Consider the following 19,850-nt stretch of genomic DNA (forward strand, 5'->3'; position numbering starts at 1 on the left):
GAGCCGGTGACCGCGACTTTTCGCACCGGGCGGAAGGCGCGAGCGGGAAATGGCGCCTTTCCCGGCGGTCAGGACGCGGTGGCGGTGGCGGGCTCCCTGTCGTCCCCGGGCACGGCGGGCCGCTGGGGACCGCGGGCGAGCACGTACACGAACAGCACGGCCATCACCGCGACGCCCGCCCACATCGCCTGCTGCCAGCCCGCCACGAACGACTCCCTGGCCGCCAGGACCACTGTGTCCGCGTACGGTCCCGCCGCGTCGACCGCGGTCGCGACGCCCTCGCGCGCCAGCCCGGCCACCTCCTCGGGCACACCGGACAGCCGCGCGCCGACCGCGTCGCGGTAGCCGGCCGACAGCAGCGCGCCGAGCAGCGCGACCCCGAGCGCGGTGCCGAACTCGCGGGTCACGTCGTTGAGCGCGGACGCGACACCCTGCCGCTCCCGTGGCAGCGCGGCGGTGATGGCCTCGGTGGCGGGCGTCATCGACAGCCCCATGCCGGCGCCCATCGCCAGCATGCCGGGCAGCACGGACAGGTAACCGCCGGGAACGGAGACGATCGAGGCCATCAGCGCCAGCCCGGCCCCGGCCAGCAGGATCCCGGTGGCCATGGTCGCCCGCGGCCCCACCCGCGCGGCCAGCCGCGCCGCCAGCCCCGAGCTGAGCATCATCAGCACCGCCATGGGCATCAGCGCCACCGTGGACAGCAGCGCCGTCCAGCCGAGCACCGCCTGCAGGAACGGGAAGAGCACCACGAAGATCCCCGCCTGGACGCCGAACACCGCCAGCAGCGTGACCGACCCTCCCGCCAGGCCGCGCTCCCTGAACAGCCGCACGTCCAGCAGCGACGCCTCCCGCCGGCGCAGCTCCCACGCGACGAACCCGGCCGCCGCCACGAGACCGGCGGCGAGCGCGGCCAGGATCTCGGGCGCCGCCCAGCCGCGTACGGGACCCTCCTGGAGCGCGAAGATCAGCCCCGCCACGGCCACGACGGAGGCCACCGCGCCCACCCCGTCGAAGCGGTGCCCGTGACGCTCGCGCGAGTCGGGCACCGACCGCACGGTCATGACCAGCGCCACCACGACCAGGGCCAGCGGCAGGACGAACGACCACCGCCAGGTCGCGACGTCCACCAGGGCGGCCGACAGGAACATGCCGAGGATGCCGCCGCCGCCCGCGACGCCCGTCCACACGCCGATCGCCCGGCCGCGCTCCTGGGCCGGGAAGGTGGAGGTGATGACGGCGAGCGTGATCGGCATGATCATCGCGGCGCCGACGCCGCTCGCCAGGCGGGCGGCCAGCAGCACCTCCGCCGTCGGGGCCAGCGCCGCAGCCGCGCTCGCCACCCCGAAGACGGCCAGCCCGGCGATCAGCATGCGCCTGCGGCCCCAGCGGTCGCCGATCGCACCGAGCGGCAGCAGCAGCGCGGCCAGGGTGAGGGTGTAGACGTTGATGATCCACAGGATCGTGCTCTGCGCGGCGTCCAGCTCGACGGCCAGCTCGGGCTGGGCGACGTTCAGGCCGGACACCGAGGCGATCACCGCCATCAGCGCGACGCAGACGGCCACGAGGATCGCGCGCAACCGGCGCGGCTCGTACGTGCTCATGAAAGGGTCCTTTCGCAGGTGGTCCTGCGAACGTAGCCGCGACTTGCCGCTGACGCATAAGCTGTTGCCCATGACGCAAGACGATGACGACCTCGACAGCCTGGTACGCAAGAGGATCCGCGCCCTGCGCGTCGCCCAGGGCTGGTCACTGGAGGAGCTGGCCGCCCGCGCCAAGCTCAGCCAGTCCACGCTCAGCCGCATCGAGAACGGTCAGCGCCGCCTCGCGCTCGACAGCCTCGTCACCCTCGCCCGCGCCCTCGACACCTCGCTCGACCAGCTCGTCGAGACCGCCGGCGACGACGTCATCAGCAACCCCATGATCGACGCTCCCCACCAGCTGATGCGCTGGCCGGTCAAGGCCGACCCCGGCCTGAGCGTCGTACGCCAGCGCATCACCGAGCCGCCCCCCGACAACCCCGCGCGCATGCGCGCCCACCCCGGCCGCGAATGGCTGGTCGTCCTGTCCGGCACCGCCGTGCTCCTGCTCGGCAACCGGCGGCTGCGCGTCGAGACGAACCAGGCGGCCGAGTTCCCCACGATGCTCCCGCACGCCATCGGCGCCGAGGGGCGGCCCTGCGAGATCCTCGGCATCTTCGACCGCGACGCCCGCCGCGGCCACCGCCCAGCCCAGGAGACCTGAGCCCCTACGAGGCGGGCGTCAGGCGGTAACGGATCGGCAGGCGCTTCAGGCCGCCGACGAACGTCGTCGCCGTCCACGCCGGCTCGCCGTCCAGCTCGACGCTCTCCAGCCGGGGCAGCAGCTCGGCGAACAGCGCCGCCACCTCCATCCTCGCCAGCGCCGCCCCCAGGCAGTAGTGCACGCCGGTGCCGAAGGCCAGGTGCCGGTTCGGGTCGCGGGCGACGTCGAAGCGGAACGGCTCGTCGAAGACGTCCTCGTCCCTGTTGGCCGACGGGTACGACAGCAGCACCGACTCGCCCGCCGCGATCGGGACACCGCGTACGTGGGTGTCGGCGCGGGCCGTGCGCATGAACGACGTGACCGGGCTCACCCAGCGGATCATCTCCTCCACGGCCGTGGGCAGCAGGCCGGGGTCGCGGCGCAGCAGGCCGAGCTGATCGGGGTGGCGGATGAGCGCCTCCAGCCCGCCCGCGACGGTGGAGCTGGTGGTGTCGTGGCCGGCGGTGGCGATGAGGATGTAGTAGGAGGCGATCGTGGTGTCGTCGAGCAGGCGGCCGTCGATGCGCGCGCCCGCGACGCAGGAGGCCAGGTCACCGGTCGGCCGCGCGCGGCGGGCCGCGGTCAGGTCGTGGAAGTACGCGAACAGCTCCTCCAGGGCGCCCATGTGCGCGCCCGGCGTGCCCGCCGCCGGGCTCCCCTTGTCGCGGTCGTCGTGGCCGAACAGCTGCTGGGTGAGCCGCAGCATCAGCGGATAGTCGGACTCGGGCAGGCCGAGCAGGGCGAGGATCGCGTACAGGGGGTAGGGCGCGGCGATCTGCCGGGCGAAGTCGCAGGTGGAGCCGTGCTCGGCCATGAGATCGACGTGCCTGCGGGCCAGCTCCCGCACCCGGTCCTGCAGCGCCCGCATGGCCTTCGGACGGAACCAGTCGGCGGCGATCGCCCGCAGCGGCCGGTGCTCGGGCTCGTCGAGGTGCACGAGACTGGCCAGCGCCTTGCCCTGCGCGCGCCGCTCCTGCAGGGCCGCGTCGAGCGCGGCACTGCGCAGCACGGGACGCGGCGCGTTGAGCCAGAGCGTGTGGTCACGTTCGACGGCCTGCACGTCGTCATGCCTGGTGACCGCCCAGAACGGGTTATAGCCGTCAGCCTGCACATAGTGGACGGGCGCCTCCCGCCGCAGCAGCGCGAGCGCCGCGTGCAGCAGCCCCTCATCGGCGTACGCGGCGGGCGTCGCCAGCACCCGCCCCGCCTCGGCGACGGTCAAACCGTGGACGCGTTCGTGTGCGAACGGGTCGGTGGGTGATGGCGATGGCATGATGGCGGGCTCCTGGTCGGCGGGTGTGCGGACGGTGGTGCGCCGCCTGCTGGGGAGGACGCTCCCGAGCCGCGGTGGAGCCCGCCCCCCGGCGGACCGGCCCCCGCCTGCATTATGACCCCCAGAACGCCGGGCGCGCCGGAGCCCGAGGGCCCCGGCGCGCGCTTTCCCGCTGCCGACTCAGCGGTTGGAGACCTCGGCCACCAGGCGGGCCAGCTCCAGGCGGTCCACGTTCGGGCCCGGGGCGGTGGCGTTGCCGATGGTCAGTGCTCCGTCACCCGTCTTGAGGGTGAGCGGGGTGGCCTGGGGCCAGAACTCGTCCCAGGCGTAGTTGTGACGGAACACGCCGCGTGTCGTCGTGCCCCCTGCTTCCGCGATGTCGAGGTGCCGGCTGATCACATCCGTGTTGTAGGGGTGTCCGGTGTTCCTGTCGGCGTTGGCGTAGTGGACGACCAGCACGTACGCGCCGGGGCCGAAGCCGTCGGGGCGGGCCAGGGTGAGGGTGCCGGCGGAGGCGCCGCCCAGGTCGGTGACGTACGCGCCGCCCGAGGCGTTGGACGCGCTCGTCCCGGGGACGGTCACCGTCTTCGCGGCCCCGCCGAGCGGCGCCCGCTCGGCCTCCACCCGGTGCACGGTCCCGTCCGACGCGGTGGCCCTGACCGTGGTCAGCGCGCGCAGCTCCAGCCGGGCCGGGCCGCCCACCTCGACCTTGGAGATCCCGGCAGGCAGGTAGACCCGCGCCCGCGACGCGCCCTCACCGGGCCGCGTCGCGCGCAGGCCGGGGATCTCCCGGCCGTCCACGGAGACCCGCAGGTCACCACGCCCGCCGGCGTGGTAGGAGAAGGTCAGGTCGTGGTAGCCGTCCGCACGTGCGGCCACGAAGTACGTCGCCCGCGCCTTGCCGCCGAGCACCACGGCCGGCCCCTTGCCGCCCCTGGTGATCCGCGCGCCGCCGGACAGCCGCGCCTCGTCGGCCCCGTGGACCGCCCGATGCGGCCCGCGCACCTCCGTCAGGTCGAACCTGTCGAGCGTCACGTCACTGCCCGGCAGCCGCGTCCCGTCGCCGGTGCTCGTGCGCAGCGACAGCTCGTGCGTGCCCGCCTTCAGCTCGATCTCGACGTCGGTCCTGCCCCGGTAGGTCCACCCGAGGTCCGCCGAATACTGGACGATCCGGTCGAGCTTGCCGTCCACGAAGAGCGCGTGCCGTCCAGGCGCCTTGTTCGTGCCCTGGTAGACGCCCAGCCGGTAACGCCCGTCGCGGGGCACCGTGACCGGGAACGTCACCGCGGAATCGTCCTGGTTCATGCCGCCGACGTCGCGCTTGCCGGACGTGGCGTACAGCTGCGGGTCGGCCGTCGTGTCCTGGTCGAAGACGCGGGCGGCCGTGAGCGTGGCCGACTCGGCCTCCACCGACACCGACCACGGCGCGTCCGCGGCGGGCGCGGGGCCGCTCGATGGCACGACCGTCACCCGGTACGCCGCCATCACGTCACCGCCCGGCACGTCCACCGTGATCGCGCCGCCCGACACCTCGGCCCGCGTCGCGGCGACGACCGGCGGCTCGGCCGCGTCGCCCTCGTACCCGGTCCAGGTCGTCTTCGAAACCACGACGTCCACCCGGTCCCCGAAGACGCGGCGGTCGAGCCCGGACACGTCCAGCCTGACCGGCGCGGCGCCGCCGCCGACCAGGATCGTGCCGCGCCGCGCGGACTCGTCGAGCGCCGCGACCGCCTGCACGGTGTCGGCGGCGTTCAGGCGCGGCGGGGTCACCTTGACGGTCTGGCCGGTCAGGTCCGCGTACCACTTGAGCAGCCACCAGCCGCCGTTCGCCTGCCGGGTGCGCACCGCGTGGTCGCCGAGGTTGCCGGCGTACGTCCAGTACGCCATGTCGGCGTCCACCTTGGTGTCCTCGAACAGGGAGATCCACTGGATCATCTGGCCGGGCACCGACATGTCGCGGCGGTTGCCGTACTCGTCGATGTTGATGGGCAGCGGGCCGATGCCGAGCTCGCGCTCCATCGCGCGGTAGTGCTCGTAGTGCGAGCGGTAGTCGGCGAGCCGCTCGCGCTGCAGCTCGTGCCAGGCCATGATGTCCGGCAGGCAGTCGTCCTGCCCGGCGCAGGGCGTCTCCTTGGCCCAGGTGAGGAAGTCGCGCAGCCGCTCCGGACGGTAGAACGCCTCGTTGGGGCCGACGATGCGGGCATCCGGGTCGATCGAGCGGATGCGCTCGAACACCGCCTTCCAGTCGGAGAAGAAGCGCTCCCTCTGAGTGGCCCAGTCCTCGTACCAGATCCAGTCGGGCTCGTTGAACGGCACCCAGACGAACCTGTCCTTGTCGCGGGGCCGCTCGCGGACGACCTTGCGCACCATCGTCTCGACCTTGGCCAGGTAGTCCTCGATGCCGAGGTCCTGGTACGGCCAGCGGCTGTAGACGTCCTGCATGTAGATGACGACCTCGTCGCCGCCGGCGGCGAAGAACCCGTCGGCGACGGTCAGCGCGTCGCCGTTGGGGTGCTGCTCGCCGTCCGGGGCCTTCTGCGCGACCGTACGCGGACGCGCGCCGGCCACCAGGCTGTCGCCCGGCACGCCGGGGTCGGACAGCGCGTAGAGACCGCCGGTAGCGCCGCCGTGCACGGGGCCGGTGCGCTGCGCGAAGTCCACGGCGACCACGTCAGGCCCCGCCGCCGTGGCGGGCGCCGACGTCAGCGCGGCCAGCGTCACAAAGGCGACGGCGGACGCGAGGGCCTGCCGTCCTAACCGGTGTCTGGGCATGGGACAACCTCCTGTGAAAAGGGGGGCTACTTGACGGCACCGCCGGTGATGCCGGAGATGATCCTGCGCTGGGCGACGGCGAACACGACCAGCAGCGGCAGGCTCATGAGGATGATGTAGGCGAAGATCAGGTGCCAGTTGCTGAGGTACAGCCCGGCGTTGGCCACCTGGAACAGGTTGAGCGGCAGCGTGTCCAGCCGGCCGCCGACGACGAAGAAGGCGTAGAAGACGTCGTTCCAGACGTACAGGCAGATGAGGATGGTCGCGGTGGCCAGCACCGGGCGCAGCAACGGCAGGATGACGGAGAAGAACACCCGCAGCGGGCCCGCGCCGTCCATGCGGGCGGCCTCCTCCAGCGACAGCGGCACCGTACGCACGAAGCCCGTCACGAAGAAGATCACCGTGGACAGGTAGATGCCGACGTAGACCCCGACCATCCCGACCAGGCTGCCCGCCAGGCCGAGCTGGCGCAGCAGCAGCACGATCGTCACCACGGCGGGCGGCAGCACGATGCCGCTGATGGCCAGCGCGTACAGCACGGCGACGAGCCGCGAGGCGCGGCGGGCGAGGATCCACGACGCCATCGACCCCAGCGCCAGCACCAGCGCCACCGACGGCGCCACCACCAGCACGCTGCCGACGAACGCCTTCGGCACCTCGCCCTGCTCCCAGACCTGGGCCAGGTTCTCCCACAGGTGCCAGCTCGACGGCAGGGACAGGTCCGGCGAGAGCGCCTCGGCCTGCGACTTGCCCGCCGTCACCACGACCAGCCACAGCGGCACGCCCATCACGAGCAGGACGAGCACGACGACCGCGACGGGACGCAGCCGCGCGGCCAGGCCCCGCGAGAGCGGCGGGCGGGCGGCACGCGCGCGGGCTGGACCGCCGAAGACAGGCGCCGTCACAGGATCTCCTCCCTCTTGCGCAGGATGCGGATCACCGGGAAGGCCAGCAGCGTCACCATCAGGAACAGCACCAGGCTCATGGTCGTGGCCTGCGCGAACAGGCCCTGACCGAAGGTGCGGTAGATGAAGATGTTGAGGATCTCGGTGCTGCGGGCCGGGCCGCCGCCGGTGAGCGCCTGCACGATGTCGAAGCCGTTCATCGAGCCGAGCAGCGCGGTGGCCACGTTGAACGTGATCGCCGGCGCCAGCAACGGGAAGCGCACCGCCCAGAACGCCTGCCACGGCGAGGCCCCGTCCATGCGGGCCGCCTCCGCGACGTCCTCGGGCACCGACTTCAGCCCGGCCAGGTAGATGAGCATCGACAGGCCCATCCACTTCCAGGCGTGGATGACGGCGGCCAGCACCAGCGTCCACGTGGTGCTGCCCAGCCAGGCGACCTCCACCTGCTGCGCGGTCAGCGCCGACAGCAGCCCGTTGAGGCTGCCGTCGGGCTTGAGCAGGGCCTGGAAGAGGTAGCCGACCGCCAGCGCGGACATCAGCACCGGGATGACGAACACCACCCTCGCCGCCCTGTTGAGCCAGGTGTCCCGCTCCAGCAGCACCGCCAGGCCGAAGCCGAACAGGTTCTGGAACACCGCCACCAGCACCGCGTAGATCAGGGTGACGCGCAGCGCGCCGAACAGCGTGCCGTCCGACAGCAGCGCGGCGAAGTTGTCCAGACCCACGGGCCGGATCTCGCTCTTGAAGCTCGACCAGTCCGTGAACGCGTAGACGAAGTTGAACAGGGTCGGCAGGAAGAAGAAGACGAACAGGATCGCGAAGGCCGGGACGAGGAACCACATCGGGTGCGTGCGGTTCCTGCCCGCCCCGGCGGGCGGGCGGCGCGTCTCCTGGGCGGACCGCTCTCTGGTCATGAGCACTGCTGCTCCCAGGTCAGAAGCCGGGCGCGCCGGCGGCCTTGGCGAGCTGCGCGAACTGCTTCTGGGTGGCGGCCGCCACCTGCTCGGGCGTCAGGCTGCCGGTGATCATGTCGGCCAGGTTGAGATAAAGGTCGGGGTTCGCGACCGCGAGCGACTGCATCGACCCCACCGACTCGCCGAGCGAGGCGTGCACGTCCTTCAGCGCCTGCGGCACCCTGTCGGGCGTCGGCACGTCAGGACGCAGCGACACGGTCTTGCGGTCGGCGACGAACGTGCCGTAACCCGGCCCCATCCAGTACGCCAGCAACTGCCGCGCCGCCGCCTCCCGCTTCTCGTCACCGGTGCGGAAGGCCACCAGCGCGTTCGACTGGTCGGGGATCGACGTGCCCACGTTGCCGGACGGCGAGATCGGGAAGAAGCCGATCTTCTCATCCAGCTCGGCCGTGTCCGCCTTGGCCTGGAGCTGCCCGAAGAACGAGTTGACCTGCACCGCCATCGCCGCCTTGCCCGACAGCAGCGCCTCGCCCTGGTCCTCGAACGTCGCCGTCTTGATGTCGGCGTTGAACAGCCCCTCGTCGATCAGCCTCTTGTAGGTCTTGATCGCGTCCAGGACCGTCTTGTCCTCGAACGTCTCCTTGCCGGTGTTGATCCGCTCCCACAGACCGTCCCTGGCGGCGTCGGCGAGCTGGACCTGCACCCACCACTGGGTGGCCCACTTGTCGCCGGCCATCTCGAAGAACGGGGTGACGCCCTTGCCCTTGAGCGTGCGGGCCAGCTCCACCATCTCGTCGAACGTCTTCGGCGGCTCCTTGACGCCGTTGGCCGCGAAGACCTCCTTGTTGTAGTAGACGCCCTCGACGGCGGGGCTGGTGATGAGCGCCGCGTACCGCGTCCTGTCCAGGATCCCGGTGATGTCGCGCAGCTCGGGCGAGAGCCTCTCGATCCATGGGGCGCCGTCCAGCGGCTGCAGGTTGGCGCGGGCGTTCAGCGCGGTCAGCATCGACGCCGTCGGCTGCCAGAACGCCAGGTCCGGCTTGTCGCCCGTGGCGACCTTGGTCTGCACGCCCTGCTCGTACGGGTCGGGGACGGTGACGACCTCCACCTTGGCCCCGGTGGCCTGGGAGAAGGCGTCGGTGACCGCCTTGGGGACGGTGGTGCTGTTCTGGGCGGCCCAGATGGTGAGCGTCACCCCGTCCAGGCGGGCACTCGGGTCGGGCCAGGTGGCCGGGGCGGCCCCGGCGGTGGCCGCCGGCCCGGCGGCGGGATCGCTGCAGGCGGTGAGCGCCAGGAGGGCGGCTGCCGCGACCATGATCGCGGTACGGGGGGCGGTTCGCACGATAACGTCCTTCGGTCTCGTCACGCTGTCGGCCGGTTCTGGGGGACTAGCGGGGGCGGAGGTGCAGGATGCGGGCGGTGGGCGGCGGTACGTCCGCCGTGACGGTCAGCTCGGCGGCCCCCGGATCCCAGGCGAGCCGCCAGCCCTCGGCCGCCTCCGGGTAGGCGACCGTGGCGTCCAGGTCGCGGTCGCGCAGGTGGGGGAGGGAGAGCACGGCACTGTCCGGCGCCCCCGGCCGCCGCCAGACGGTCAGGTAAAGGTCGCCGGCCGAGGAGCCGTCGGCCGGGGCGGTGTGGGCCGGGGCGGCGGCGCTTGAGGCGGCGCCGGTCGAGCGGGCGTTGTCGGGATGGGCGGTGTCGCGGAGGCCGAAGGCCAGCCAGGGGTCGTCCCAGCCGGGCAGGCCGAGCGGCCAGCACGCGGTCGCGCGCGGCAGCACCGGGCGCAGCCGTCCGTGCACCGCCACGCCCTCCCTGACCAGGGCGAGCCGGCGCTCGTCCATGAGGTGCAGGTTGCCCGACAGATAGAGGCGGCCGAGAATCCCGGTGCACATCGCGAACACCACCTCCTCCTCCGTCATGTCCGGCTGCGGGTACGCCCAGTTGGCCGCCTGCTCGGGCAGCACCGACAGGGGAGCGGCGGCCGCGATCGGCGGGTAACGCAGGAAGTCCTGCTGGTCGCTGGTCGACTGCAGCTGCAGGCGCGAGAGCATCGCGTAGTCCATCCGCATCGCGCCGGACGCGCAGTTCTCCAGCACCAGGTGCGGATGGCGGTCGAGGACCGACTCCAGCCAGGCCAGGTGAGCCCGGTTGTGCGCGAGCAGCCCGGCGCCGGCGCTGGGCGCGTCCACGTCGGTGCCCGCGCCCGGGTTGATGTTGTAGTCGAGCTTGAAGTAGCCCACTCCCAGCTCCGTGACCAGCCGGTCCACCACCTGGTCCAGGTGCGCGACGGCGGCCGGATGGCGCAGGTCGAGGTGGTGGCGGCCGTGCTCGGCCACCCGTACGCCGCCGCGCCGCAGGAACGCCTCGTCCGGCAGCTTCCCGGCCATCGGGCTGCGCACCCCGATCACCTCGGGCTCCAGCCACAGCCCGGCCGTCATGCCGCGCTCGGCGATGCGGGCCAGCACCTCCTCGATGCCGCCGGGGAACCGGGTGCTCGACGGACGCCACTCGCCGACGCTGTCCCACCAGTCGCCGCCGTCGTCGTACCAGCCGGCGTCCACGCAGAACACCTCGGCGCCCGCCGCGGCGGCGGCGTCCACCAGCGGCAGCAGCTTGTCCGTCGTCGGGTCGCCCATCAGCGTGTTCATGTAGTCGTTGAACACGACCGGCAGTCGCTCCCGGTCCGGATGCGGACGCCGCGACGCGCGCCGGTGCGCGGTCAGCGCCGCCGCCGCGCCCGTCAGGCCGTCGGCCGACACCGCGACCGAGACCGGCACCGTGGTGAACGACTCGCCGGGCGCCAGCGGGTGACTCCACTGGTGGTCGAGGTCGGTGGGGCCGGACAGGGCGGCGTAGACGCCGTCCAGCCGGTCGCCGACCTCCCAGCGCCAGGGGCCGTTGTGCTCGATCTGCCACAGCCACGTACGGCCGGAGCCGCGCTCCGACAGGCCGCCCATCGGGACGTACCGGCCGCTCGACCACGTGCCGGAACTGGTCAGCGCGAACGCGCCCCGGCCATGGCCGTGCCCCTCCAGGCCCAGGTCGGGCAGGTGGTCGGCGAGCGGGCGCCGGGTCCAGCGGCTCTCGCCAAGCCAGGCGCTGTCGGCGTACAGGACGTCGAGGTCGCTCGCCGGACCGCCGTGGAAGCCGGCCGCGAACGAGGTCACCGCCAGCAGCGGCACCGGGGCCGTGCCCAGGTTCGTCACCCGGACCGACGCCCGCACCGCGGGCACACCGTCGTACGACTCCAGCAGCAGCTCGGCGCCCAGCTCCGACGCCTCGTCCCGCAGCCGCACCCGCAGCTGGTGCCGGCCGTCGTGCGACGAGCGGTCCGCGCCCGCGTACCGCAGCCTGAGGCCCACCGCCGTCTCCGACAGCCGCTGCGAGGCGCGCGCCCGGCCCTCGCCCGGCACCAGCACCTCCACGACGGGCTGGGACGTCCGCGGGGGCGCCGCCGCCTGGCCAGGCGACAGCTCGCGCAGCGTCACCGGGCGATCCGGATGGATCTCCAGCGCGAGCGCGAGCCCCGAATGGCCCCAGCGCAGGGTCTCCACGACATCAGCAGGCATGCAAGCTCTCTCTTTCGCGCACTCCACGGAGCCGGCCGTGATGTGACCGGTCACATGCCCGCCAGTGTGAACGGTCACACGCCTCCGGCGAAAGCCTCCTTTGCCGGATCGTTACCTGCGTGTTTCGAGCGAGCCCGCCTCTGACGGCCGGTGGCGGCGTGTTCGAGCGGGCTCGCGGCGGAGGGGCCGGGAGTGGGGAGTGTTCGGAGTGAGCCCGCGTCAGGTGGCCGAGGGCGTGTTTCGGGGGAGGCCGCGTCAGGTGGCCGGGGGCGGGGCGGTGGATTCGCGGATCATCAGGGCCGGGGGGACCAGGCGAGGGGTCGGCTGGGGGTGGCCGGAGAGCTCGGCCATGGCGGCGTCGAAGCAGGCGCGGCCGAGCCCTGGGAAGTCCATGCGTACGGTGGTCAGCGCCGGCGTCCAGTAGGCGGCGCCGGGGATGTCGTCGAAGCCGACGATGCTGACGTGACCCGGCACGTCCTTGCCGGCGTCGTACAGCGCCCGCCGCACCCCCTGCGCGATGTCGTCGTTGCCGCACAGGATGGCCGTGACCTGCGGGTCGGCGGCGAGCTCGCGCCCGGCCGCGTACGCGGAGGCGATGTCCCACCCGCAGCCCAGCACCTCGGGGACGGCGGCCCCGGCGGCGTGCAGGGCGTCGCGCCAGCCGGCCAGGCGGCCGCCCTGACCGCCCTCGGACGGGATCGCCACGTGGTGCACCGTGCGGTGGCCCAGGTCGAGCAGGTGCCGGGTGGCGTCGGCCGCGGCGCCCCGCTCGTCCAGCGCGATCGCGACCCTGCCACGGTCGGGCGCGGCCGGCTCGGCCACCGCCACGGCCGGTACGTGGGCCGGCAGCGCCTCCAGCACCGTGACGCCGGTCGTGTCGAAGGCGATCACCACCACGGCCCCGGCGCTGGCGTCGCTGACGTATTCGACGGCCTGCCGCACCTCGGCCGGCTCCGCCGACTCCACGACCCGCACGCCCACGGACATCCCGGCCGTGCGGGCCGCCTCCTCGATGCCCTGGAGGGTGGCGGCGTAGCCGTAGAGGACGGTGTCGGAGGTGACCACGGTGATGCCGCGCGCCCGGCCGAGGCTCAGCGCGCGGGCCGTGCGGCTGGGGCGGAAGCCGAGCTGCTCGATGGCGGCGAGGACGGTGGCGCGGGTCTCGGGGCGCACCCTGGGCGAGTCGTTGAGCACCCGTGAGACCGTCTGGTACGACACTCCCGCCGCTGCGGCGACGTCCCTGATGCTGGGTACGGCGGCGTCACGGGACGCGCGCGGGGAAGTCGGAGCCACCTCCCCATCGTATGACCTGATCATCCGCCCCCAACCCGGCCCGGTCCCCGCACGAACGCCCTTTCCGCGCGGCAGCCGTCTCGACGGAGAACGCGCTCTCCCGCAACGCGAACGGGAATTGATTGCGGCCGGGTAAGGACCGACGCCCGCCGAAACGGTGTTTCGGCGGGCGGAGGGAATGGCAGGCGGGTCGGGGTGAAGGGTCAGGTGCGGGTCCAGCGTTGGTTGGTGCCGCCGGAGCAGTCCCAGATCTGCAGGCGGGTGCCGTTCGCTGAGCTGACGTCGGTCGCGTCGAGGCACTTGCCCGACTGCGGGTTGACGATCTGGCCGGTGCCGGAGTTGTAGGTCCAGCGTTGCGCGCCGGTGCCGTTGCAGTCGTAGAGCTGCACCTTCGCGCCGTTCGCGGTGGAGCCGGCGGTCACGTCCATGCACTTGCCGAGCGCGCGGACCGAGCCGTCGCCGTTCCAGCTCCAGCTCTGGGCGCCGGTGCCGTTGCAGTCCCAGAGCTGGACGGGGGTGCCGTTGGCGGTGGCGGCGCCGGCCACGTCGACGCACTTGCCGCCGATGCCGGTGATCTGGCCGCCGCCGCCCGTGGTCGGCGGGGCGTAGACGCGGACGTAGTCCACGGTCAGGGTCTGCGGGAACGTGGTGCTGCCGTCGGGGTAGCCGGGCCAGTTGCCGCCGACCGCCACGTTCATGATCATGAAGAACGGGTGGTCGAAGACCCAGCGGTTGCCGCCCAGGTCGGCGGGGGTGCGGCGCTGGAATTCGACGCCGTCCACGTACCAGACGATGAGGTTCGGCGACCAGTCGACGGCGAAGGTGTGGAAGGCGTCGGCGAACGGGGCGCCGATCGTGTAGCCGGCGCCGATGCCGCCGCCCCCGCTGTAGCCGGGGCCGTGGATGGTGCCGTGGACGGTGTTCGGCTCGCGGCCGATGTTCTCCATGATGTCGATCTCGCCGTTGTCCGGCCAGCCCGACGTGCCGCCGAGCATCCAGAAGGCCGGCCAGATGCCCTGCCCGCGCGGCAGTTTCATGCGCGCCTCGAACCGCCCGTACGTGCGGGTGAAGGTGGCGGCGGTGAGCAGGCGGGCGGAGGTGTACTGGCAGGTGCCGTAGTGGCACTGGTAGTTGGCCGGGTTCTCGCGGCGGGCGGTGATCACCAGGTTGCCGTTGCCGTCCTTGGCGGCGTTGCGGGTGCTGTCGGTGTAGTACTGGTGCTCGTTGTTGCCCCAGCCGCCACCACCGATGTCGAAGCGCCACTTCGAGGAGTCGACGGCGCTGCCGGCGGGGCCGTCGAACTCGTCGGACCAGACGAGCGGGCCTGGAGCGGGTGCGGCGCTCGCGGTGCCGGTCATGGGAGCGACCAGAGCGGCGATCGCGGCGAGGGCGGTACCGATGGCGAGCAGCGTTTTGGAACGGGGGGTGCGTGCCAAGTGGGTTACCTCATCGGATCCATGGGTGTGAGTTTACGGAAACCTTCCGACAAGGTGAGTGCTCCTGTCAAGAGAGCGCTCTCTCACTTTTCCCCAACGGATTTCTGCCGCTGGTAATGGCGGGCGACGCGCACCCGGTTGCCGCAGCGGGCGGCGGCGCACCAGCGCCGGCGGGGGTGCGCGGGCAGGAACAGCGTCACGCAGTCGTCCGCCTCGCACGCGCGGACGGTGGTCACCGCCGGGTCGGCCAGCAGCTCGGCCGCCGCCTCGGCGAGCCAGGCCGCCAGCCGGTCGGCCGCCGAGCCGGCGCGCCGCCGGGTGGCGGTCGCCGCGGCGCCGTCCCAGGCCAGCTCGCTGATGGCGGGCGCGGCGCGCTGGGCGCGGTTGAGCGCGTCGAGGGCCTCCTGGGGCGGCTGCTCGCCCCGCCGTACGCACTCCAGCGCCCGAGCCGTGTGCTCGCGCACCTCGCGAACGGCGGCGAGGCCGGCGTCGGAGACCGCGAGGTCCCGGACGTCGGGGAACCGCGCGGCCTCCAGGTCCAGCCACCCGCGCAGGGCCTGCGGCGTGGCCAGGTGGTCGCCGTCTGCGTTGCGGGTGTTGACGAGGTCGAGCGCGAGTGGCTCGCCGACGAGGGGACCGGGATCGCTCATGTCCCTAATGGTATCCGACGGGTTTGACACATTAGGAAGCGCCAGGTTGTATCTAATGCATCAGCTACGAAGGAAGGCATTAGAAATGACTGCACCAGCCCGCACCGCGCACCGCCACGTCGACGTCGAAGGAGTCCGCGTCTTCTACCGCGAGTCCCTTCCGGACCGCGCAGACGCGCCCGTCCTGCTGCTGTTGCACGGCTTCCCGTCGGCCTCGCACCAGTACCGCGGCCTGTTCGACCGGCTCGCCTCCCGCTACCGGCTCATCGCCCCCGACCACCCGGGCTCCGGCCACACCGAGGCCCCGGCCGGCTACACGTACACCTTCGACCGGCTCGCCGACCTCACCGAGGGCTTCGTCCGCGCGCTCGGCCTGACCCGCTTCGCCCTGTACGTCTTCGACTTCGGCGCCCCGGTCGGCTTCCGCGTCGCCGAGCGCAATCCCGAATGGATCGCGGGCCTGATCGTCCAGAACGGCAACGCCTACGCGGACGGCCTGTCGGACGCCGCGATCGAGCTGCTCTCACAGCGCCCGGACATGCCAGGCGCCGAGCAGCGCGTGCGCGCCGAGCTGACCCTGGACGCCGTCCGCGCCCAGTACGTCACCGGCGTCCCCGACCAGGCCCTGGTGGCCCCGGACGGCTGGACGCTCGACCACCACTTCCTGGAGCGGCCGGGCCGCAGGGACGCCCAGGCGGCGCTGCTGTTCGACTACCACACCAACGTCGAGAGCTACGACCGCTGGCAGGCATGGCTGCGCAAGCACACCCCGCCCGCCCTCATCGTGTGGGGCGAGCACGACCCGTTCTTCACCGAGGCGGGCGCCCGCGCGTACCTGCGTGACCTGCCCGATGCCGAGCTGCACCTGTTCGGCACCGGGCACTTCGCGCTGGAGACCCACGTCGCGGAGATCGCCCCGCTCGTGGCGGCCTTCCTGGACCGCACTCAGTGAAGGATGGCGGTGAACGTCCGGCCGTAGGCGTGCCGGGTCGCCGCCCGGACGAGGGTGCCGCCCGGCACGCGCCGTACGGTGACGCCCTCGCCGGCCTCCGACACCCGCAGCGGCCGGCCGGGCACGAGCACCGAGACGTGGTCGCGCCGCATCGTCGGGTCGGACAGGGCGACCTCGGTGCGCCTGCCCGACTGCCGCACGATGAGCGCGGCCGGGCCGTCCACGAGCAGGCGGCCGGCCAGGCGCGGCCCCTTCGCGAAGACGGTGCAGGCGGTGATGCCGAGCCCCTCGTGCCGGACGGCCTGCACGTCGCGGGTGTTGGCCACGACGCTGACCGGGCCGCGGGCGTAGCGGCGCAGCGCGGCCTCGGTGGCGTGGGGGACCAGCGCGTACGCCAGCGCGTCGTCGCCCGCGACGGTGGCGGTGAACACGTTCTTGGTGACGGCCGTGTCGGGGTTGCCGGTCCTGACGACCCTGCGGCTGCGGGTGACCGTCTCCAGCCCCGCCGCGACCGGCCGCCTGGCGAGGAAGGCGTAACCGACGGAGGTGCCCCGGGTGCCGTTGGCGTAGCGCAGCCACCGCAGGGGCGTGGCCGCGCCGCCGGCCTGCCAGGCGCGCCCGTCCCAGCGCTCGCCGGTGAGCGCGACCGCGTCGCCCGGCGCGGCGATACGGCTGTCGACGGTGGTCACCACGTCGCGCCCGCCCTGCCCTGAGATGCCGGCCGCCAGCACCACGATCTCGTCGTCGAACATGAACCACGACTTGGTGGCGCGCGCGTTGCGGTAGGCCACGAAGTCGTCGGGCAGCAGGCCCTCCTGCTTGGCGGTGTAGGCCACGTCGTCGGACTGCACCATGCCCGCCACGCCGTACGCGCCGAGCGTGGCCCCGCCGGAGAAGGCGTTCTCGCCGCGCGGGAAGTACACGTAGGTGTTCTGCGACTCCGACGAGGACGTGAAGTTCAGCGGGTGGCCGGGGTTCTCGTACCACAGGCGCCCGTACAGCTCGGGGATCGTCCGCCGCTCCTCCACCGGCGCGGTGACCCCGGCCAGCCGGTACGGCGACACGGTCGTGTAGTAGTCGACCCCGTAGACCTCCCGCTGGTCCTCGCCCGTCAGGTAGAGGTAGTAGGCGCCGTCGCCCTGGAACCAGGGCATGAGGTTCTCGCCGCTCATGTACTCGTACTTGCTGATCCGCTCCGAGCTGCGCGCGAGCGCGAACGCGTAGCCGGGACGGCGGTGCACAGTGCGGTCCATCGCGTTGAACGCCACCGACCGCGCGGCCGGGTTGAGGTCAGCGGCGGGGACGGACGCGTCGGCGCGTACGGCGGCGTAGCGGGCGATGCCGCCCGGCGAGACGAACGTCGTGGTGTCGGCGGCCGGCAGGAACCGCAGGTACTTCTTCAGCGGCAGCGGGTCATCGACGTGCTCGGCCAGGTCGGCGATGGCCTCCACGATCACGTTGAGGTCGGTGTAGCCGCTGGTGGTACGCGAGACCGCGCGCCCCTTGACGATCTCCATCATCCAGCCCTCGAAGATCAGCGGGGCGAAGCCGTCGCTGATCCACCGGTACACCACGGCCGGCAGGTCGGCGAAGCCGGTCGTGGCGCCCTGGAGCATGTTGAGCGTCTGCACCACGCGGGTCAGCAGGGCGCGGCCGTACGAGCCGGTGTAGGCGACCGAGTGGTGCTGGATGAAGGAGCCGTCGGCGTAGTAGCCGTCGGTGTTGCCGTGCCGCAGGTCGTACGGGTCGATCGTGGCGAAGACCGTCGACTGGTCGGCGATCGCCTTGGCGACCCGGGCGTCGTCGCCGGTGAGCGCGCCCTGCAGGATGCGGTTGGCGGTGATGTCGGCCAGGTTCGCGCCGGTGTGGAAGCGGGAGTCGAGATCGACGTCGCCGTCCTTGCCGTTGCGCAGGTAGGCGTCCATCGAGGCGAGGTAGGGCGGGGTGAGGTCGCCGCGCAGCTCGTCGGGCAGCAGGGCGAGGGTCCTGCTGACGTGGGTGGGGATGGCGATCTCCCAGTTGTGCCAGTTGCCGTAGTAGCCGGCCGACTGGTCGCCGAAGTACCGCTCGTGCAGCCAGGCCAGGCCGTCGGCGGCGCGCCGCGCGGCGGTGGCGTCGCCCTCCAGCGCGCTGCCGGGGGTGCGGGTGGCCAGCGCGATCTCGTACAGGTACTGGTAGGCCAGGCGGAGGTTGACGTCGTCGGCGCCGAGCGCCAGACCGGCGAACAGCTCGCCGTCGCCCGCCTGGTCCATGGCGGTCAGCCGCTGCCTGGCGGCGTTGACGATGGCGGTGAGCTTGCCCGCCACCTCCGGACGGGCGTTGACCTCGGGGGTGCCGGCGAGGATGGCGACGGTGTTGGCGAGCAGGCGGCCGTGATCGACGGCCTGCACGGCTCCTGACGCGGCTCCTGACGCGGCTCCTGCCACGGCTCCTGACACGGCGGCTGGACCGGGTACGGCGGCGCGGGCCGGGGCGGCAACGCCCAGCAGACCGGCGGCGGGGACGAGGGAGAGCACCTGACGGCGGGACATGTGCGGCACTGCTTACTCCAGGCCGTTAGGGGGATACGGCTGGGGCTCACCGTACATGATCGCCGATCGGCTTCACAGGAAGAGCCTCGCCCGTCACCACCAGTGCTGGAGGCCGAAGGCCGTCACGACGATCGCGAGCACCGCCATGAAGGTGATCACGATCGCGGCCGCCACGACCGACGCCCGGCGCAGCGCCCTGTTCACCCGCCGCTTGTGCCTGAGGGCGCGATGGACCGCTCGCTCAGCTCTCATCCGGGAGATGTCCGTACGATCCACAACGCCACTCTCTCGCCGGGCACCGGTCGTGCGCAAGCCTAGGCCGAGGGGCTCATGGCCTGGCGGAAGAACTCCTCCGCGCCGGTCGGGCGGACGCCGGGGTAGCGGTGGTTGTCGAGCGGGTCGAGCTTGCCCTTCCCGCTCACCATGGCCCAGGTGTACTGCAGCAGCAGCCACGCGAACGGGTCGGCCCCGTCGGCCTGGAGGCGGTCGATCTCGGCCTTCAGCTCCCGGACCCCGCCGAGTCTGCGGGCCTGCAGCCGCCGGCCCGAGCCGCGCTCCATCGCCTGGTGCAGCTCCTTCACCGTCAGCACGTCTCCCGCGACCCGCACCGTGCGGCCGGCGGTGGCCGGGTCGAGCGCCGCCTCGGCCGTCCACTCGGCGGTGTCGGTCATGGTGGAGAAGTCGACCGGCTGGTCGCCGTCGCCCCAGTAGCTGAAGGTGCCTGCCCGCCAGTCCACCCAGTTGTAGAAGGGCTGGTTGAGCACCTCCAGGAAGGCGCCGCAGAGCACCGACGTGGTCGCCACGGGGCTGCCCGCGAACGACTCGGCGGCCTTCTTGCGCAGGTCGGCGAAGTCGTTGTCGCCGTGGTCGAGCCGGTCGATGGCCAGCGAGAAGTCGGACGGGATCAGCCGGGGGACCCCGGCCCGCTCGGCCGCGCTCAGGAGGTTGGCCTGGCCGTCGATGATGACGTCCGCGCCGCCCTGGACGGCGGAGACGATCACGTCGGAGCCCTCCAGCGCGCGGGCGAGCCGGTCGGCGGGGTCGCGGATGTCGCCTTCGACGATCTCGACGTCCTGGCCGAGCGCCCTGCGGCCCTCGGTGTTGCCCGGCCTGACGAGGGCGCGGACCGTGGCGCCGCGCCGCTGGAGGCTGGCGATGACGAGGCGGCCGAGCGTGCCGGTCGCTCCTGCCACGAAAACGGTGGACATGCGTGTCTCTCCTTCCCGGCCGGCGGCGGTCGCCACCGGCCGTGTACGTCGCCGAACAACATGG

General features: G+C 72.7%; 15 protein-coding genes. 2 read left to right on the plus strand and 13 right to left on the minus strand.

What is annotated here, in order from left to right:
• Positions 1 to 68: 68 nt before the first annotated feature.
• Positions 69 to 1,604, minus strand: a complete 1,536-nt coding sequence (locus AB0K28_RS44490; RefSeq protein WP_364382696.1) for an MFS transporter — start codon at positions 1,602 to 1,604, stop codon at positions 69 to 71.
• A gap of 70 nt (positions 1,605 to 1,674) precedes the next feature.
• Here AB0K28_RS44490 and AB0K28_RS44495 point away from each other — a divergent pair, with 70 nt between their 5' ends.
• Positions 1,675 to 2,244, plus strand: a complete 570-nt coding sequence (locus AB0K28_RS44495; protein ID WP_345385298.1) for an XRE family transcriptional regulator — start codon at positions 1,675 to 1,677, stop codon at positions 2,242 to 2,244.
• A gap of 4 nt (positions 2,245 to 2,248) precedes the next feature.
• Here the strand turns inward: AB0K28_RS44495 and AB0K28_RS44500 are convergent, their stop codons facing one another.
• The 9 genes from AB0K28_RS44500 to AB0K28_RS44540 all read right to left on the minus strand — a co-directional run bounded on the left by AB0K28_RS44500 (position 2,249) and on the right by AB0K28_RS44540 (position 15,095).
• Entirely contained in the window at positions 2,249 to 3,556 is a 1,308-nt protein-coding gene (locus AB0K28_RS44500) for a cytochrome P450 (protein WP_364382699.1), read from the minus strand.
• 180 nt (positions 3,557 to 3,736) lie between these two features.
• Positions 3,737 to 6,328, minus strand: a complete 2,592-nt coding sequence (locus tag AB0K28_RS44505) for a hypothetical protein (protein ID WP_364382702.1) — start codon at positions 6,326 to 6,328, stop codon at positions 3,737 to 3,739.
• 26 nt (positions 6,329 to 6,354) lie between these two features.
• The gene (locus tag AB0K28_RS44510) at positions 6,355 to 7,233 is read right to left on the minus strand and encodes a carbohydrate ABC transporter permease (protein ID WP_345385295.1); all 879 of its coding nucleotides are present in this window, start codon (positions 7,231 to 7,233) and stop codon (positions 6,355 to 6,357) included.
• Positions 7,230 to 8,147 carry a sugar ABC transporter permease gene (locus AB0K28_RS44515; RefSeq protein ID WP_364382705.1) on the minus strand — a complete coding sequence of 306 codons (918 nt, stop codon included), beginning with the start codon at positions 8,145 to 8,147 and terminating at the stop codon, positions 7,230 to 7,232. The genes AB0K28_RS44510 and AB0K28_RS44515 overlap by 4 nt, the downstream gene beginning before the upstream one ends.
• A gap of 19 nt (positions 8,148 to 8,166) precedes the next feature.
• On the minus strand, positions 8,167 to 9,489 hold the full coding sequence (locus tag AB0K28_RS44520) for an ABC transporter substrate-binding protein (protein WP_364382708.1): 1,323 nt from the start codon (positions 9,487 to 9,489) through the stop codon (positions 8,167 to 8,169).
• A 46-nt stretch (positions 9,490 to 9,535) separates the two neighbouring features.
• Complete coding sequence (locus AB0K28_RS44525) at positions 9,536 to 11,716, minus strand: alpha-galactosidase (RefSeq protein ID WP_364382711.1); 2,181 nt, start codon at positions 11,714 to 11,716, stop codon at positions 9,536 to 9,538.
• 255 nt (positions 11,717 to 11,971) lie between these two features.
• Entirely contained in the window at positions 11,972 to 13,009 is a 1,038-nt protein-coding gene (locus tag AB0K28_RS44530; RefSeq protein WP_364382714.1) for a LacI family DNA-binding transcriptional regulator, read from the minus strand.
• Positions 13,010 to 13,212: 203 nt separating this feature from the next.
• Complete coding sequence (locus AB0K28_RS44535) at positions 13,213 to 14,445, minus strand: family 16 glycosylhydrolase (protein WP_364382717.1); 1,233 nt, start codon at positions 14,443 to 14,445, stop codon at positions 13,213 to 13,215.
• 83 nt (positions 14,446 to 14,528) lie between these two features.
• Positions 14,529 to 15,095, minus strand: coding sequence for an ABATE domain-containing protein (locus AB0K28_RS44540; protein WP_345385291.1), 567 nt, complete (start codon positions 15,093 to 15,095; stop codon positions 14,529 to 14,531).
• 85 nt (positions 15,096 to 15,180) lie between these two features.
• On the opposite strand from AB0K28_RS44540, the gene AB0K28_RS44545 reads away from it, so the two are divergent.
• The gene (locus AB0K28_RS44545) at positions 15,181 to 16,047 is read left to right on the plus strand and encodes an alpha/beta hydrolase (protein WP_364382720.1); all 867 of its coding nucleotides are present in this window, start codon (positions 15,181 to 15,183) and stop codon (positions 16,045 to 16,047) included.
• Here AB0K28_RS44545 and AB0K28_RS44550 read toward each other — a convergent pair.
• The 3 genes from AB0K28_RS44550 to AB0K28_RS44560 all read right to left on the minus strand — a co-directional run bounded on the left by AB0K28_RS44550 (position 16,041) and on the right by AB0K28_RS44560 (position 19,786).
• Complete coding sequence (locus AB0K28_RS44550; protein ID WP_364382723.1) at positions 16,041 to 18,578, minus strand: polysaccharide lyase family 8 super-sandwich domain-containing protein; 2,538 nt, start codon at positions 18,576 to 18,578, stop codon at positions 16,041 to 16,043. The genes AB0K28_RS44545 and AB0K28_RS44550 overlap by 7 nt on opposite strands.
• 93 nt (positions 18,579 to 18,671) lie before the next feature.
• Complete coding sequence (locus AB0K28_RS44555; RefSeq protein WP_345385290.1) at positions 18,672 to 18,830, minus strand: hypothetical protein; 159 nt, start codon at positions 18,828 to 18,830, stop codon at positions 18,672 to 18,674.
• Positions 18,831 to 18,892: 62 nt separating this feature from the next.
• On the minus strand, positions 18,893 to 19,786 hold the full coding sequence (locus AB0K28_RS44560) for an NmrA family NAD(P)-binding protein (RefSeq protein WP_345385289.1): 894 nt from the start codon (positions 19,784 to 19,786) through the stop codon (positions 18,893 to 18,895).
• Positions 19,787 to 19,850 lie beyond the last annotated feature (64 nt).

Source organism: Nonomuraea sp. NPDC049504, assembly GCF_040676845.1.
GTDB classification, from domain to species: domain Bacteria; phylum Actinomycetota; class Actinomycetes; order Streptosporangiales; family Streptosporangiaceae; genus Nonomuraea; species Nonomuraea salmonea.

Excerpts from the sequence above, each read along its gene's own strand:
- AB0K28_RS44490 (WP_364382696.1), bottom strand. The coding sequence starts at position 1,604 with ATGAGCACGTACGAGCCGCGCCGGTTGCGCGCGATCCTCGTGGCCGTC.
- AB0K28_RS44555 (WP_345385290.1), bottom strand. The coding sequence starts at position 18,830 with ATGAGAGCTGAGCGAGCGGTCCATCGCGCCCTCAGGCACAAGCGGCGG.
- AB0K28_RS44495 (WP_345385298.1), top strand. The coding sequence starts at position 1,675 with ATGACGCAAGACGATGACGACCTCGACAGCCTGGTACGCAAGAGGATC.
- AB0K28_RS44515 (WP_364382705.1), bottom strand. The coding sequence starts at position 8,147 with ATGACCAGAGAGCGGTCCGCCCAGGAGACGCGCCGCCCGCCCGCCGGG.
- AB0K28_RS44560 (WP_345385289.1), bottom strand. The coding sequence starts at position 19,786 with ATGTCCACCGTTTTCGTGGCAGGAGCGACCGGCACGCTCGGCCGCCTC.
- AB0K28_RS44545 (WP_364382720.1), top strand. The coding sequence starts at position 15,181 with ATGACTGCACCAGCCCGCACCGCGCACCGCCACGTCGACGTCGAAGGA.
- AB0K28_RS44500 (WP_364382699.1), bottom strand. The coding sequence starts at position 3,556 with ATGCCATCGCCATCACCCACCGACCCGTTCGCACACGAACGCGTCCAC.
- AB0K28_RS44525 (WP_364382711.1), bottom strand. The coding sequence starts at position 11,716 with ATGCCTGCTGATGTCGTGGAGACCCTGCGCTGGGGCCATTCGGGGCTC.
- AB0K28_RS44540 (WP_345385291.1), bottom strand. The coding sequence starts at position 15,095 with ATGAGCGATCCCGGTCCCCTCGTCGGCGAGCCACTCGCGCTCGACCTC.
- AB0K28_RS44550 (WP_364382723.1), bottom strand. The coding sequence starts at position 18,578 with ATGTCCCGCCGTCAGGTGCTCTCCCTCGTCCCCGCCGCCGGTCTGCTG.
- AB0K28_RS44505 (WP_364382702.1), bottom strand. The coding sequence starts at position 6,328 with ATGCCCAGACACCGGTTAGGACGGCAGGCCCTCGCGTCCGCCGTCGCC.